Annotated in this window: 16 protein-coding genes; 15 read left to right on the top strand and 1 reads right to left on the bottom strand. The window is 65.7% G+C overall.

The window, feature by feature from the left end; translation table 11 throughout:
• Nucleotides 1–23: 23 nt before the first annotated feature.
• From IFT67_RS17355 to IFT67_RS17285, 15 genes are all read left to right on the top strand, one after another.
• Nucleotides 24–206 (top strand): hypothetical protein, encoded by a 183-nt coding sequence (locus IFT67_RS17355; RefSeq protein ID WP_192239413.1) that lies wholly within the window; start codon nt 24–26, stop codon nt 204–206.
• A 107-nt stretch (nt 207–313) separates the two neighbouring features.
• Nucleotides 314–643 carry a hypothetical protein gene (locus IFT67_RS17350; RefSeq protein WP_192239412.1) on the top strand — a complete coding sequence of 110 codons (330 nt, stop codon included), beginning with the start codon at nt 314–316 and terminating at the stop codon, nt 641–643.
• Nucleotides 644–680: 37 nt separating this feature from the next.
• Nucleotides 681–1,046 carry a CsbD family protein gene (locus tag IFT67_RS17345; protein WP_192239411.1) on the top strand — a complete coding sequence of 122 codons (366 nt, stop codon included), beginning with the start codon at nt 681–683 and terminating at the stop codon, nt 1,044–1,046.
• A gap of 18 nt (nt 1,047–1,064) precedes the next feature.
• Entirely contained in the window at nt 1,065–2,594 is a 1,530-nt protein-coding gene (locus IFT67_RS17340; RefSeq protein ID WP_192239410.1) for a PAS domain S-box protein, read from the top strand.
• Complete coding sequence (locus IFT67_RS17335; protein WP_192239409.1) at nt 2,591–2,776, top strand: hypothetical protein; 186 nt, start codon at nt 2,591–2,593, stop codon at nt 2,774–2,776. The genes IFT67_RS17340 and IFT67_RS17335 overlap by 4 nt, the downstream gene beginning before the upstream one ends.
• Before the next feature lie 54 nt (nt 2,777–2,830).
• The gene (locus IFT67_RS17330) at nt 2,831–3,709 is read left to right on the top strand and encodes a hypothetical protein (RefSeq protein ID WP_192239408.1); all 879 of its coding nucleotides are present in this window, start codon (nt 2,831–2,833) and stop codon (nt 3,707–3,709) included.
• A gap of 287 nt (nt 3,710–3,996) precedes the next feature.
• Entirely contained in the window at nt 3,997–4,908 is a 912-nt protein-coding gene (locus tag IFT67_RS17325; protein WP_192239407.1) for a hydrogen peroxide-inducible genes activator, read from the top strand.
• Between the two features lie 198 nt (nt 4,909–5,106).
• A complete protein-coding gene (locus tag IFT67_RS17320) occupies nt 5,107–5,772 on the top strand; it encodes a DUF2490 domain-containing protein (protein WP_192239406.1) in 666 nt (221 codons plus the stop codon).
• Nucleotides 5,773–5,798: 26 nt separating this feature from the next.
• A complete protein-coding gene (locus tag IFT67_RS17315; protein WP_107964107.1) occupies nt 5,799–6,509 on the top strand; it encodes a carbonic anhydrase in 711 nt (236 codons plus the stop codon).
• 156 nt (nt 6,510–6,665) lie between these two features.
• Entirely contained in the window at nt 6,666–7,565 is a 900-nt protein-coding gene (locus IFT67_RS17310) for a hydrogen peroxide-inducible genes activator (RefSeq protein WP_192239405.1), read from the top strand.
• 94 nt (nt 7,566–7,659) lie between these two features.
• Nucleotides 7,660–9,351 (top strand): ABC transporter transmembrane domain-containing protein, encoded by a 1,692-nt coding sequence (locus tag IFT67_RS17305; RefSeq protein WP_192239404.1) that lies wholly within the window; start codon nt 7,660–7,662, stop codon nt 9,349–9,351.
• Nucleotides 9,335–10,414 (top strand): efflux RND transporter periplasmic adaptor subunit, encoded by a 1,080-nt coding sequence (locus IFT67_RS17300; RefSeq protein ID WP_192239403.1) that lies wholly within the window; start codon nt 9,335–9,337, stop codon nt 10,412–10,414. Before IFT67_RS17305 ends, IFT67_RS17300 begins: the two co-directional genes overlap by 17 nt.
• Nucleotides 10,411–11,850: a TolC family protein gene (locus tag IFT67_RS17295; RefSeq protein WP_192239402.1), complete on the top strand. Its 1,440-nt coding sequence runs from the start codon at nt 10,411–10,413 to the stop codon at nt 11,848–11,850. Before IFT67_RS17300 ends, IFT67_RS17295 begins: the two co-directional genes overlap by 4 nt.
• Before the next feature lie 173 nt (nt 11,851–12,023).
• Nucleotides 12,024–12,803, top strand: a complete 780-nt coding sequence (locus IFT67_RS17290) for a glutathione S-transferase family protein (protein WP_192239401.1) — start codon at nt 12,024–12,026, stop codon at nt 12,801–12,803.
• 181 nt (nt 12,804–12,984) lie between these two features.
• Nucleotides 12,985–15,144, top strand: a complete 2,160-nt coding sequence (locus tag IFT67_RS17285) for a TonB-dependent siderophore receptor (protein WP_192239400.1) — start codon at nt 12,985–12,987, stop codon at nt 15,142–15,144.
• 51 nt (nt 15,145–15,195) lie between these two features.
• Here the strand turns inward: IFT67_RS17285 and IFT67_RS17280 are convergent, their stop codons facing one another.
• Complete coding sequence (locus IFT67_RS17280; protein ID WP_244647484.1) at nt 15,196–16,098, bottom strand: serine hydrolase; 903 nt, start codon at nt 16,096–16,098, stop codon at nt 15,196–15,198.
• Between the last annotated feature and the right edge of the window lies 1 nt (nt 16,099).

The raw sequence follows: 16,099 nt of genomic DNA, 5'->3' as shown, positions 1-16,099 counted from the left end.
TAGATCACATGGGAGCTATCGCCGTGACGGACGAAGCCGAGACGATTTTTACGGGCGATAGCGACGACGACCGGACCTATTTTCGGGGACGGGCGGCATGGCACGAACAGCGTGCCGAAATCGCCAGCGACAGCTCTACGCGGATGCTGCATCGCCGGTTCGCCAAGATGTACGCAACCAGATCGCTGTCCGAAACTAGTACATAAGACCCAGGCGCTCTACACAAAACTACCAGGAACCAAGTGGTTACCTCACGCTTTATGCGTCCGGTCCGATTGCAACGTCGCTTCGGCCGGTAGGCGGGGTATCATCCTTGAAACGCATTCTCGCAAACGGTGGGGCGATAGCCCTGCTGACGATTACTGTCGGTTGCGCCGCTCCGGCGACCCGGATCTCGACCGGCCTTCAGCGCTATGGCCTGGATGAAAGCCGTGCCGATTGCGTCGGCGACCGGCTTCAGGCGAACCTGTCGCTGGGCCAGTTACAGCGCCTCGGCAAGGCCGCCGCGGCGTATCGGCAGGGCGATACCACGCCGGGCGTATTGACCGCGTCCGACCTCGTCCGTGTCGCGGCGCAGCTCAAGGATCCTGCGATCGCACTTGAGGTCGGCAAGGCCGCCGCCGGGTGCGGCGTGCTGCCGTGACGATCCGAGCTTTTTCTCTTTCGAACAGGACAGACCAATGAACAAAGACGAATTCCAGGGCGGCGCCCGCTATGTCGGTGGCAAGGTCGAGAAGGCCGTCGGCGACACCGTGAACAGCCGCGACTGGCAGGTCGACGGCGTGGTCGATCAGGTCGCTGGCGGCGCCCAGAACCTGTACGGGCGCGCGAAGTCGGCAATCGAAGACGTCGTCGACGGTGCGCCCGAACTCGCCGACAAGATCGGCAGCGATGCACGCGACGCTGCCGAGCGCGCAGCCGAGGTGGCAAAGCGCGGCGCACGTTCCGCCCAGGCATCGGCGCAGGACGCCCCCGTCCTCTGGGCGCTGGGTGCGGCGGCGATCGGCTATGGCATCGCCTGGCTCGTCCACGGCCAGCGCAGCTGATCCGGGACGACTGAGATCGTGGCATCGGCTCCGGCCCTCAAGTCGCTTCGCGACTCCGCCGATCTGCGCCACCTGCGCCAGATCATCGCGGGGCTCGACGAAGGCGTCATACTGGTCGACCCCGACCAGAGTATCCTGTGGGCCAATGATGCGGCGCTCGGGATGCACGGGGTCGCATCCGTCGAGGAACTCGGGACCGATGTCGACGAGTATCGCCAGCGTTTCCAGCTGCGCTATCGCAACAACCACAAGCTGACCGATGCGGACTATCCCATCGAGCGCGTGGTGTCCGGCGAGGCGTTTTCGGAAGTCGTGGTCGAGGTCGCCGTGGCTGGCGAGGAGGAACCGCGCTGGGTTCATCAGGTGCGCAGCCTCGTCCTGACCAACGATGCGGACGAACCGGAATGCCTGGTCATGGTGATCCAGGACGTCTCGGCGCGGTTCGAGGCGGAGGATCGTTTCGAACAGTCGTTCAACGCGAACCCCGCACCGGCCGTGATCTGTCGCCTGTGCGATCTTCGCTTCGTGAAGGTCAATCAGGGCTTCATCGACATGACCGGGCATGATCGCGAGACGATCCTCTCGCGGACGGTGTACGATATCGACGTGCTGGAACGCGCCGAACAGCGCGATTTGGCCAAGGGGCGACTGGCGGAAGGACGCACGATTCCGCAGATGGAAGCCGAGTTCGGTCTGCCGGATGGCAGTACCAAGCTCGTCATCGTCGCCGGTCAGCCGATCGACATCGGCGATCAGTCCTGCATGCTGTTCACCTTCGCCGATCTCGAACCGCGCCGCAAAGCCGAGACCGCGCTGCGGCATAGCGAAGAACGGTTCATGCGGACCTTCTCCCTTGCGCCGGTCGCGCTGGCGATCGGTGCGCTGGATGGCCACCGCCTGTGCGACGTGAACGAGGCCTTTACCGGTCTGACCGGATATTCCTCCGAGATCGTCGGTCGTCCGCTCGGCGATGTCGAGCTGTGGGAAACTCCTGCCCTTCGCCAGGCGATCGAAGCGGATATCGAGGCGGGCCATCCGATCCGCGACCGCGAGGTCCGGATCCGGTCGAAAGAGGGGCACGTCCTCGACTGCATCGTGTCGGCCGAACCGATCCGGCTGGGCGACGAGGCCTGCGTCCTGTGGGCGATGCGCGACATCAGCGTCCGCAAGGCGTCCGAGCGCGAACTCGTCAACGCGATCGAAGCGGTGATGAAGGACACGAGCTGGCTCAGCCGGTCGATCATGGAAAAGCTCGCGCGCATCCGCACGCCGGATGCCGAACCGGCGGGCGTCGGTCTCGACGAGCTGACGCAGCGCGAGCGCGAAGTCCTCGCTCTGATCTGTCGCGGGCTCGACGACAAGTCGATCGCGCGGACGCTGGACGTGACCGGCAACACGGTGCGCAACCACGTCGCACGGATCTACGCCAAGATCGGCGTCAACCGCCGCAACGCCGCCGCTGCCTGGGCGCGCGCCCGCGGGTTCGACGGCGATTCCATGCCGATACCGCAGCGCGGCGGCCCAACTTTGAAGGACGCAGCAGCATGACGAGCAAGTCGGACGAGGCGCGGACCCGTCGGGCCAAGGGCTCCGTGCAGGAGGCCATCGGCAAGATCATCGGCGACACCGCGGTCGAAAAGCAGGGCCTCAGCGAAAGCAAGGCCGGCGCCCGACAGGCGAAGTCCGAACACCCGATCGATCCGCCGATCGATAGCGATGGCAAGGACTGACCCGGTCCGCCGACAGCGTTTCAGAAATTCCCTTACGAATAAACAGGAGTGATTATGGCTACCCATCTGACGCCCGGCGTCCTGCCGGTCGATGACGTTCGCTATGCGAAGACCCCGACGCGCGTATCTTGGGGCGCGATTTTTGCAGGCGTCGTGCTTGCGATCGCGATCCAGCTCGTGCTGGGCATCCTCGGCACCGGCATCGGCCTCAGCCTCGTCGATCCCGTCGAAGGCACTACCCCCGGCGCGGCTGGGTTCGGCATTGGTGCGGGGATCTACTGGATCATCACCACGGTGATCGCACTCGGTGCAGGCGGTTATGCCGCAGCACGCGTGGCCGGCGTGCAGGACCGGTTCGACGGTCTGGTCCACGGTCTGGTCGTCTGGGGTGTCACGCTGATCCTCACGCTGTACCTGCTGACATCAGCCGTCGGCGGAATCATCGGCGGCGCCTTCCGCACCGTCGGTTCGGTCGCGACCGCAGCCGGTAGCGGCATCGGTGCAGCAGCACCCAAGGTTGCCGACGTCGCCAACGTCGACGTGACCGACGTACGCGACGAGGCTTCGGCCTATCTGTCGACCGCACCGTCGGATCCCGCCCAGATGACGCCGGAACAGGCCCAGAAGGAAATCGCCCAGGAACTGCCGGCCCTTGCCCGTGGTGGCCAGGATGGCGTCCGCGCGGAAAGCCGTATTGTCGACATCGTCGCTGCCCAGCGCAAGATCAGCCGTCCTGAGGCTCAGGCTCAGGTTACGCGTGCCAAGGCGCAGTTCGTGAAGACCAAGAACGAGACGATCGCAACCGCGAAGTCCGCGACAGACACCGCCGCCGGTGCAGCTGCCGGGACGTCGTTCATGGTCGTGATCGCCCTGCTGATCGGCGCTGCCGCCGCTGGCTTCGGCGCCACCGCGGCTGCTCGTCGTCGGGTCTGATATCGACCGGTTTCGATAACGACTGGTTTCGATACCGAAAGGAGGGCGCTACCCGGTCGACGGGTTGGCGCCCTTCCTCGTTTTGCACGAGCGTTCGCCAGCCGATCCGGGCCATTCAGACGTGCGACCACATACCTAGAAAAGCCCGTAGCGCCGGCCGGCCCGGCTTCCCGGCAGCAGTCGTTACGCTTGCGTGCGGTTGCCCGAAGATGGAATGTTCGGTCTGTGGAAGTGACACGCCTGCTGCCGGCATCTAAACATTTCACAGCAAATGAGCGGGAGCCGGCATGCCAACTTTTCGTCAGCTGGAATATCTCGTGGCGATCGCCGACGCCCAGAATTTCCGCCGCGCTGCCGCAGCCGTGCATGTTTCCCAACCAACATTGAGCCAACAGCTTCGCGTGCTCGAAACGGAACTCGGCATCACGTTAGTCGAGCGTCAGCTGGCCGGAGCGCAGTTGACGCCGATCGGGCGGGATATCGCCGACCGTGCTCGCAAGCTTCTGGTAGAACGACAGGATATCTGTGATCTCGCATCGTCCTCCCGCGATAGCGCCGTGGGGACGATCCGGTTCGGGGTGACGCCGACGCTCGGGCCGTATCTCTTACCTGGCGTCATTGCCGACCTCACGCGCGATCATCCCGGATTGCGGCTGTATATTCGCGAAGGCATTCCGGACGAACAAACGCTCGAACTTGCGCGCGGCAAGCTCGACATGATCCTGGGTCCGCTACCGATACACGGCGACGCACTTTCGATCGAGCCGCTGTTCCGCGAAGATCTGGTGCTCGTTGCATCGCCACTCCACCGGTTGGCGCAGCGCAGCCAGGTGACGGCGGAGGATCTACGTGGCGCCGAAGTGCTGAGCCTCGATCCGCGGCATCACCTCCACCGACAGGGCATGATCCTGTGCGAGCGATACGGCATGGTTCTGTTACGCGACTATGAAGGCACCAGCCTCGACAGTCTTCGGCAGATGGCAGCGACGGGTCTGGGACTTGCGATCCTACCGAAGCTTTACATGTGTTCTGAAGTGGGTGGTGACGCGGGAATCCGAATTCTGCGACCGGATGGCTGGAACGGTCACCGGATGATCGCAGCCAGCTGGCGTGAGAACGCGGCAAACGGCGCGCTGTACGCGATGATCGCCGCCCGCGTGTCCGACAGCGCGACGCGGATCATGGAGGCCTGTCGCTAACATTACTCCGATAGCGTCAGCCTATCGAAAAGCGCCTTAACTATCGATTGGCGCGAAGGTACCGAAGCGGCCATTTCCATCCTGCGAGCAACGTCCCGATCAGGTGGCACGCTCACGAATGGAAGGAGAGACGTCGTGGCCGTATCACGCAAGCGTTTGAAGGATCAGCGAGGTCCGCCGCCGCAGTTCGCGAAAATAATGAGGCTGTCCGCCCTGATCGTCACCTGTCTCGGGGCAACCCCCGCGCTGGCGCAGAGCGACGTCCAGGCATGGGGTGGCTTCCTCGCAAGCGGAACCGTCCGGGGGCAGCTCGGGGTGTGGGCCGAAGGGCAGATCCGGGTCATCGATGACATCGGGCACCTAGGCCAACGCAACCTTCGCCTCGGGCTTGGCTGGGAGCCATCGCCCGACCTCTCGATCTACGGAGGCTATGCGGTCTTTCGCAATACGCCGGTCGACGATCGTGCGTCATCGACCGAGCATCGCACCTGGCAGCAGCTGCTCGTCACACTGCATTCGTCCCCGAAGCTGCGGCTGATCGGGCGGACGCGGACCGAACAGCGGTGGCGTGAGAATGCGAGCGGAACGTCGTGGCGGGCACGACAGATGCTGCGCGGTGTGATGCCGCTGGGCAAGCCCGGCGCGCCGTCCGCCATCGTGACGAGCGAAGTCTTCTTCGAACTTGCCGACACGCGCTGGGGTGTCCGCTCCGGGCTCGATCAAGTCCGCACCTTTGCCGGTGTCGGTATTCCTCTGAAGCCCGGACTGTCGACCGAGATCGGCTATCTCAACCAGACGTTGATCGGCCGCGACCGGCCCGGACCCAACCATATCGCGCAGATCACCCTGGTTGCCCGATTCTGAAGTTCCCTCACCTGAAAGGACGATCCATGACCATTTCCCGACGTGACATTCTGACCACCGGCACGCTCGCATCGATTGCAGCCGCAACGACGGCGACCTCCGCTGGCGCCGCTGATCCGATCGTATCGGCCACTCCCCAACTTACCCCCGACGCGGCGTTACGACGACTGAAGGACGGCAATGCAGGGTTCGTCGCGGATCGGCCGGTCAAGTCCGACCTGTCGCGCGCCCGGCGTCTCGCACTCGCCGAGGGCCAGCAGCCGTTCGCGACGCTGGTCGGCTGCTCGGACTCGCGGGTCGGCCCCGAACAGCTGTTCGGGGCGGGCCTCGGCGAATTGTTCATCGTCCGCACCGCCGGCAACAATGTCGATACCGCGGGCATGGGCTCGATCGAATATTCGGTCACGGCGCTCGGCGTGCCGCTGGTGGTGGTGCTGGGGCACGAGAAATGCGGTGCCGTCGCGGCCGCGGTCGACGTCGTGAACAAGGATGTCCGGCTGCCGGGCAGCATCGGGCGCATGATCGAACCGATCATTCCCTCGGTTCTGGTCGCACGGCGCGCCGGTGCGACGAACGAGACGCTGCTGAACCGTACGATCGACGAGAATGTCCGCCGCATGGTCGATCGGCTGCAGAACTATTCGGAGCCGATGCTGCTCGAACCCCAGCGTCAGGGGAAGCTGAAGGTCGTCGGAGCGGTCTACAGCCTGGCGACCGGTGCGGTGCGCTGGCTCTAGCACGGATCGTCCGGGTCACGACATCTCCGAACTCACCCGTCATGCCGGAACGAGGCTCTCCTGAGTGGAGTCGAAGGCACGGCATGACGGGGCCGCGGCCCCCAGACAGGACGAATTAGGATGCGTCTCACGACCTGTGGCGCGATAGCGTGGGGCATGCACCGCCCGCGCACCACGACCCGCCAGCTCAGCTACTTTGTCGCGCTTGCCGAGACCGGGAGCTTCACCCGCGCCGCTGAGCGCATGGGGATATCGCAGCCGTCGCTGTCGCAGCAGATCCGCGGCCTCGAGCTGGTGATCGGCGCGCCGCTGTTGGAGCGCGGCGGTCCGGCGCTCCTCACCCCGCTCGGGCGCGAGGCGCTGGAGCGGGCAAGGCGCATCCTGCTCGACGTGACGGACCTGGAGGAGATGCGGGCGGCGTCGGCGGATGCGCTCGTCGGGACGATCCGGCTTGGCGTGTCGCCGACGCTGGGCGCGTACCTCCTGCCAAGCCTGGTGGCGCGACTGCACCGCGAACATCCGACGTTGCGCGTGCACATCCGCGAAGGGCTGCCGTCGACGCTGACGAGCGGGCTCGTCGCCGGCGACCACGACCTGATCCTGCTTCAGCTGCCCGTCGCGGGGCGGGCGTTGCATACCGAACGCCTGTTTCGCGAGGCGCTCTGGCTGGCGATGGCGACCGACCATCCCCTGTCCGCCAAGTCCGCCATCGAACCGGCAGATCTTCGCGGCCAGAACCTGCTGACGCTGGTTCCCGAGTACCGGCTGGCGGAACAGGTCGCCGAAATCGCTGCCGACTTCGGTGGCATCATGCTGAACGATTACGAAGGAACCAGCCTCGATGCCATCCGCCAGATGGCGGGCATGGGGATGGGACTGGCGTTGCTGCCCGAACTCTATGTCCGGCAGGAGGTGCGTGACGGCGACGACGTGATCGTCCGACCGATCAAGGGCGGACGCTATTACCGCGAGATCGGGCTGTTGTGGCGCGTCGGAGCGGGCCGCTCCCCCGCCTATCGGCTGATCGCGGACATGCTGCGAGCCGTGGGACCATAGGATAATCCTATCGCCGATATAGCCTGCGCAATATTGTACCAATAGCCCCGATCGCCGACCCTATGCGTCTCTGCAACGACGCTGGATTATGCAAGTGGCACACGAACGGATCGGCTGGCGCGAGGCAAGCGAATGGCTCGGGCAGATCGTCGGACCGGACATGCCGTATCTGCGGCTTGCCGCGGTCTACGGCATAGCGATCAGCCTCCTGTCGCTGGCGACCCCGATCTCGGTCCAGCTGCTGATCAACAACGTCGCCAACACGGCGCTGCCGGCACCGCTCTGGACGCTGGCGGGGTTGCTGCTGCTGTTGCTGCTGTTCGTCGCCGGCCTCAGCGCGATGCGATTCTGGATCATGGCGTTGTTCGAGCGGCACGCCTTCGCGCGCGTCGTATCCGAGGTGACGACGCGTGCGATCCACGCCCAGAACCCGTTCTTCGCCGACCAGAACCGCGGCGACCTGTTCAACCGCTATTTCGATCTCGTCGTGGTGCAAAAGGCCGTGCCGAGCCTGATCATCGGCGGGTTCACGATCCTGCTGCAATCCGTCGTCGGGCTCGTCGTCACCAGTTTCTACCATCCGTTCTTCCTCGCGTTCAACGCGCTGCTGGTTGTGCTGGTGCTGGCGATCTGGCTGCTCTGGTCGCGCGGGTCGATCCGGTCCGCGGTCGCGCTCAGCCACGCCAAGCATGATGCCGCGCGGTGGCTGGAAAGCCTCGGTGCGTCGAACGGCTTCTACAAATCCAGCCGTCATCTCGATTTCGCGATGGATCGTTCGGACGCCGTCACCGCGACCTATGTCGAGCGGCACCGTCGCTACTTCCGCTACAGCTTCGCGCAGACGGTCGCGTTCCTGCTGCTCTATGCCTTTGCCAGCGCGGCACTGCTCGCGCTCGGCGGAAGCCTGATCCTGCGCGGCGAACTGTCGATCGGCCAACTGGTTGCGGCCGAGCTGATCCTGAGCGGCGTGTTCTACGGCGTGTCGCAGCTCGGCTGGTATCTCGACACGCTGTACGATCTGGTGGCGAGTGCCGAGGAGCTCTCGCTGCTGTTCGCAATTCCGCAGGAGACCGCGGTCGCCAAGGCGGGCGAGGCGCCCGTCGACGGGGCCGTGCAGCTCGCGGGGGTCGAGATCGAGCATGCCTGCTTCGACTTCGTGCTGGCGGCGGGCGAGCAGCTCGTCACCCTGTCCGACGGCAGTGCCGAGCGGTTGCTGGCGATGGTGCTGAAGCGCCACCTCGTTCCCGAGCGCGGTCTGGTCACCGTCGGCGGTGCCGACATGGCGACGTTCGACACCTATCGACTGCGGTCCGAGATCATGGTGCTCGATCGTCCGACCATCGTCGAAGTCACGATCCGCGAATATCTGACGCTCGCAAACGACGCTTCGGTGCCCGGCGCGGTGCTCGACGCGCTCACCATGGTCGGCCTGCGCAACGCCATCGCGCGGCTGCCGCTCGAGCTCGATACGCCGCTGGCGGCATCGGGCTTTCCGCTGTCGATCGCCGAGGTCATCGCGTTGAAGCTGGCAAAGGCGCTGCTCGTGCGCCCGCGCGTGCTGATGCTGTCCGAACTGTTCGATCTCGTGCCCACCGACCGACTCGTCAATGTGCTGCGCCAGTTGAAGGCGGCGCAGACCACGACGCTGCTCTGCACCGGCAGGCCCGAGGACATCAGACTCGATGGCTGGTTCCAGCTCGATCCCCGTCGACAGCGGCGGTTCGACACGCGCGAGGCGCTGATCGCGGCCACGCGGAAGGAGGCGACCGATGCCGTACACGCCTGATCGTTCCGCCCATTTCCCCACGCTGGGCAGGATGCGGCCACCCCGGGTGGCGAGGACGCTCGCCTGGATGCTCACGATCGGCGTCGCGACCGCGGGGGCGATCATGGCGCTGGTCCCCTGGGTGCAGACCGCGAGCGGGACAGGCCAGGTCGTCGCGCTCGATCCCGACGATCGGCAGCAGCAGGTCACCGCGTTCGTGCCGGGCCGTGTCGAGCGCTGGTATGTCCATGACGGCCAGCACGTCGCCAAGGGCGATCCGATCGCGCGCGTGGTCGATCTCGATCCCGACCTGCTGTCCCGCCTCGGTGCCGAGCGCGCGCAGGTCCAGGCGGAAATCGCCGCGATCCAGCAAAGTCGCGCGGTCGCCGGGATCGACGTGTCGCGGACGGCGCAGTTGTTCGCCGAAGGGTTGGCCGCGCGGCGCGACTATGAGCAGACGCAGATCAAGGTCGCCGATGCCGGGGCCAAGCTCGCAGAGGCGCGCGCCAAGCTCAACCGGATCGACATCCAGCTCAATCGCCAGTCCGTGCAGATGGTCCGCGCACCACGCGAAGGGCGTGTCCAGCAGCTCAACGCCGAAACCGGGGGCGCGATGGTGTCGCCTGGTACGGTGCTGGCGGTAATCGCACCCGAGCGCATCGAGCGCGCGGTCGAGCTGTTCGTCGACGGACGCGACGTGCCGCTGCTCCGGACCGGGCGACCGGTGCGGCTCGAATTCGAAGGCTGGCCCGCGATCCAGTTCAGCGGCTGGCCGTCGGTGGCGCAAGGCATGTTCGACGGCCGCGTCCGAACGATCGATCCCAATGCCGCGGTCGACGGGCTGTTCCGCATCCTGGTCGAACCGCAACCGGGCAAGCCGGCCTGGCCCGCGCGTGAGTTCGCACGTCCCGGCGGCAAGGTCCGCGGCTGGGTGCAGGGCGAGACGGTCCTGGTCGGTTACGAACTCTGGCGCCAGCTTAACGATTTCCCGCTGGAGTTCGGTCGCCGTCCCGCCGCGCCTGCGAAGGACGATGCGAAGGCTGCTGCCTCGAAGGCCGGCGACGACGAGGGAGCGAAGAAATGATCCGGCTCCTCCTGTGCTCGGTCATCGCCTTGTGCCCCGCGGCGGCGCGCGCTCAGGCCCTGTCCGGCACGCAGGTCGCGTCTCCCGGCGTGGTCACGCCACTGACGCTCGACGAGGTGCTGCGATCGTCCGCCCGCTCCGCGCCGCAGATCGTCGAAGCGCTGGCCCGCGTCCGCCAGGCGGAGGGCCGATCGCTGTCCGCCGAGGGTGCGTTCGACACCGTGTTCGATGTCGACGGCAAGTCGCGCGTGGCCGGTTACTATGACGGCACCGTCGTCGAAGGTCGCGCGACGCGGCCGCTGACCGGCAATGGTGGGTATTTCTACGGCAATTACCGCGCATCGCGGGGCACGTTCCCCGTCTACGAGGACCAAGCCTATACCAACCGCGCCGGCGAGGCGAAGGTCGGCGCGCTGTTCGCGCTGCTGCGCGACCGGGTCGTCGACGAACGCCGTACGCGCCGTACCCTTGCCGGCGCCGATATCGACGTCGCCCGGTTCGAGGGCGAGATGGTCGCGATCGGCGTGCAGCGGCGCGCGGTCGACGCCTATCAGGGCTGGGTCGCGGCCGGATTGCGATTGCGCGCCTACCGCGAATTGCTGGATCTCGCGGAACGTCGTCGCGGCGCCATCGGACGCCTGGTCACGCTCGGCGCCCGGCCCGAGATACTGCTCACCGAAAACGACCAGAATTTCGTCCGGCGTCGCGCCCTCGTCGTTCGCGCCGAGCAGGATATCGCGAGCGCGGCCAACGCGTTGTCGCTATATCTGCGCGATGACAACGGCGCACCGCTGCTCGTATCGGCCGAGCGATTGCCGCCGGACACGACACCGCTGGCAGGTCTGGCCGCGGCGTCCCCGATCAAGGCCCCCGTTGCGCGCCCGGACTATCGCGCGATCCTGACCCGGATCGACCAGTCGACCGCAAAGCTGATGCTGGCCGAGAACGATCTTTCGCCGCGGCTCGATCTGCGCGGCGACGTCGGCAAGGACCTCGGTGCCGTCGGTCTCGGCGGCCCGAGCCGTACGCCGCTCGAAGCCACGGTCGGGTTCCGCTTCAGCGTGCCCTTGCAGAACCGCGCCGCCAAGGGGCGTGTCGCCGAGGCACGGGCCGAGATCGACGCGCTCGGCCAACGCAGTCGCTTCCTGCGCGATCAGATCGCCGTCGAGGTCGACGGAATCGTCATCGCGGTCGATGCCACCGAACGGCTGGCGGCCATCGCGGACGAGGAGCGCCGCCTTGCCGATCGCCTTGCAGTCGCCGAACGACGTCGCTTCGAGCTGGGCTCAGGCGATTTCTTCCTCGTCAACCAACGCGAGGAAACCGCGACCGACGCCCGCGTGCGACTGATCGATGCACAGGCCCGGATCGCCTCCGCTCGCGCAGAACTCGCCGCAGCCACCGCCGATCGTGCGGCGTTGCGGTTGGAGAACTGATCAGCCACGCCACACCGCGGCAGTCGTCGTTCGTGGTCGGCAGCCAGCGAAACTCCGACCGGATGACGGTCCTGCTCGACGTCTTCGGGATCGGCGAGCATCACCGCCGAGGCTATCTCGACAGCGCGCCGTCGGTACCTTAGGCCGTTCCAGCTGCTGACGAAGGCACGTGCATGATACTCTACGATCACCCGCTTTCCTCCTACGCGCAAAAAGTGAAGATCGCTTTGCGCGAGAAGGGCGTCGCGTTCGAGCGGTTGCTACCTGACGATTTCGGTACCGGAAGGCGCGATACCCCCTTCGCTGCCGCCAATCCGCGCGGAGAGGTGCCGGTCCTGATCGACGGTAACGACGCGATCTTCGAGTCCACAATAATCCTCGAATACATCGAGGAGCGTTGGCCCGAGCCACCTCTGTTGCCGATCGGTGCGCTTGCGCGGGCCGCCGCGAGGATGACCGAGGAGGTTTGCGACACGCAATATGAGGCCGTGAACTGGGGCTTCGGCGAACTTCTCTGGTTCCGGCGGGCCGAGGGCGATCTCGCCGGACGCCTCAAGGCCGCTGCCGCCCGTGACACAGCGACGCTTCAGACTTGGCTCGCCGAACGCCTCGGCGACGCCGACTGGTTCGGCGGCGAGCGGTTCGGGTGGGCCGACGCCGCAGCGGCACCAATGGTCAACCGCTCCGCCCATTACGGCATGGGCCCTACCTCCGACATGCCGCTCGCCCGTTGGCTAGCCCGGATCCGCGAGCGTTCGTCGGTTGCTGCGACGTTCTCGGAGTTCGAAGAGGCGGCGTCCGCGATGGCTGGCGCTGCGGACTATTATCGGACCGGCGGGCGACGACGTGAATATCGCGATCACCGGCTCGAGTGGATGGTTCGCTCGGGCGGCATCGATGTGGTGCGCGCTGGACTGCGCGACGACACGATCCGCTTTTCCTGGCCGGGTTGACGCTGCGGGACATGCTGCTCGATTGCGCCCCTCGAAATTGGCGTGACACAATTCGAGGGCCCGTTCAGTTCGTGGCCAAGCCGAGAAGACCCGATACACAAACCCCCCTCTTATTGAGATTGACTTGCATTAGTTACTAGTACGCGCCAAGAGCCTGCAAAAGGTTCCTTAGGGGAAATCAATGTCTGCCTTACTCGCCGTTCTATTGACCGCGGCCGATCCCACCGCGGGGTCCGTTACCATGCCCGATCCCGCGCTCCAGACGGGTCAGTCCAATGACGAGATCGTCGTCACCGGCGCGCGTACCGAGGGCAGCAGCGATTACACCATCCCCGAACAGACCACCGCGACCCGCCTCAATCTGACGCTGCGCGAGACGCCACAGTCGGTCAGCGTCGTCACGCGCGCGCAGATCGAGGATTTCCAGCTCAACGACGTCAACACGCTGCTCGCCACGGTTCCCGGCGTGAACGTGCAGGCCGGCGAGACCGACCGCGTGTATTTCTCCGCGCGCGGCTTCGACATCCAGACGTTCCAGGTCGATGGCATCGGCGTGCCGTTCGCGTTCGGGATCCAGACCGGATCGATCGACACCGCCTTCTACGACCATATCGAGGTCGTCCGCGGCGCGCCTGGCCTTCTCTCCTCGACCGGCAACCCGTCCGCCGTGGTCAACTTCATCCGCAAGCGCCCGACCAAGGATCTGCAAGTGCGCGCGAGTGGGCAATATGGCTCGTTCGACCAGTATCGCGGCGAGGCCGACGTCAGCGTGCCGATCACCAAGGATGGCAGCGTCCGCGCCCGCGCAGTTGGCGCGTATCAGGACGGCGACAGCCACCTCGACCGCTACGGCCTGCGCCGCTGGGTCGGCTACGGTATCGTCGAGGCTGATCTCGGCGCCAACACCACGGTCAGCGCAGGGTACGGCCATCAGGATCACAAGAGCCGCGGCGCGATGTGGGGCGCGATCCCGCTCACCTACAGCGACGGCACGCCATTGAACTTCGCGCGCTCGTCGAACGTCGCGCCCGACTGGTCGAGCTGGAACGTCATCGACCGCCAGATCTTCGGCGACATCACGCACCGCTTCGGCAATGGCTGGATCGCGCGCGCCAGCGCCATCCGCCGCGCCACCGATGAAAACAACACGCTGTTCTACGTGTATGGCAACCCGCTGCGGAACGACGCCGACGGGATCGGCATCGACCCGGCAACCGGGCTTCAGACCGGGATCCAGAGCTACCCCGGCAAGTTCCGCGCGACCACGCGCAACCTGACGATGGAAGCCTACATCGCGGGCCCGGTAACGTTCCTCGGCCGCGAGCACGAGATCAACATCGGCGTGAACCGCAGCGCGCAGGAATACATCCAGCAGTCGAGCTACGACAACAGCACGATCGGGACCTACCTGCCCTACCCCGACTTGTTCGCGGGCAATTTTCCGCTACCCAACTTCCCGACCGAATTCTCGAGCGATCCGATCTCGAGCCAGAACACGCACACGACGCGCGAGACCGCCTATGGCCTCATTCGGTTCAACCCCGGCGATGCAGTGAAGGTGATGTTCGGCGGCAACGTGACGCATGCCAAGAGCACGGGCTTTTCCTACGGCACCAACACCGATTTCGACGCGACGCGCTTCCTGCCGTTTGCCGGCGCGACCGTCGACATCTCGCGCAACCTGAGCCTCTACGGCAGCTACGCGACGATCTTCAATCCGCAGAACCAGCTGCTCGACCTCAACAGGCGCATCATCGATCCGATCGAGGGCGAAAACCTCGAACTGGGGATCAAGGGCGACTGGTTCGCGGGCCGGTTGAACGCGACGGTCGCGGTGTTCAAGACGCGGCAGGACAATACCGCCGAGGCCGCGGGCATCGTCGTCGAGAACAACGTCACCCGCACCTATTATGTCGGGATCGATGCGCAGTCGGAAGGCATCGAGCTCGACGTCGGCGGCCAGATCGCACCGGGTCTGCAGATGACCGGCGGGTACACCGTGATGCGGATCGAGGACCCCGAGGGCAATCCGGTCCGCCGCTACGTCGCGCGCAACACCGGGCGGCTCAACCTCAGCTATACGCTGCCGATGCTGCCCGCGCTCAAGGTGGGGGCGTCAGCGCAGTACCAGAGCCGCATCATCTCACCGTCCGGGCTGGGCCGGCAGGGCAATTACGCGTTGCTCGACCTGCTGGCGGCGTACAGCATCACCCCGAACATCTCGGCCGCGGTGAATGTGCGCAACGTTACCAACACCAAGTACCTGACGGCGACCAACTTCGACGGCGGCTATTACGGCGCACCGCGCTCGGTGATGGGTACGATCAGCGTGCGATACTGAGCGACGCACGAATGTGCGGTGGACGCGAGCGCCCAATCGGCGACACCCGGATCACCGCATTCGCATGAAAAGAGACAGTGCGCTGCGCGCGCTGTCTGCAAAATAGTCATAGATGGCGCGGGAGACTTCGGCGATGACCGGCTGGCGATCGCGGCCACCGCGGGCGAACACGACGATGGCCACGCGGCGGCCGTCGGGCATGGTGATGAACCCGACATCGTTGGTGATCCCGTCGAGCGTGCCGGTCTTGTCCTCCACACGAGTACCCGCGGGCAGCAGCGCGCGGATACGGCGCGTGCCGGTCTGGCAGCGGCTCATCAGTTCGAGCAGGAAATTGCGGCTCTGAGCCGTCAGGACGGTTCCGTTATCGAGCTTGTTCAACAGCGTGACCATCGCGATCGGCGTGGCGACGTCCTTGCTGTCGGCAAGATGGCCGCGCTCTCGCAGCAGCTGGGCTATGGTCCGGTCCATCCGGATGCCGGCTATCTTGTGCGACCACAGCCACTGCTGGATTACGACGGGGCCGCCGAGCGCGGCAAGCAGCTGGTCGGTCGCCTGGTTGTCGCTGCGTACGATCATCAGCTCCAGGGCTTTTGCGGCGGGACGGCCCACGATCATGTCGCCAAGCGTGCGTCGCCCTTGATCGACATCGGCAAGGTAGGCGCCTGCGATGGCGAGCTTGACCGTGCTCGCCATCGGAAACGGCGTGTCGCCTCTGATCGAGACGGTCGAGCCATCGCGAAGGTCGAGCGCCGCGATGCCGTAGTCTCCGGAGCGTTCCGCGACCAGCATGCTCAGAACCCGCTCGAGCCCCGTGGGTTCGAAAGCGCTTGTGGTTGCCGATGCCGATGCTGGGACGAGGAAGCTTGCAGCGATACTGGAGAGAAACAGGCGGGAAAGCCGGGGTGCGCGCATCGATCGTCCTCGAATGTTGTCCTTCAGCGACTTGCTCATG

Origin of the sequence: Sphingomonas sp. CFBP 13728 (assembly GCF_014841895.1) — a bacterium.
Lineage (GTDB): Bacteria > Pseudomonadota > Alphaproteobacteria > Sphingomonadales > Sphingomonadaceae > Sphingomonas.
The sequence above is the reverse complement of the archived record's forward strand: the minus strand, read 5'-3'. Positions and strand labels throughout refer to the sequence as shown.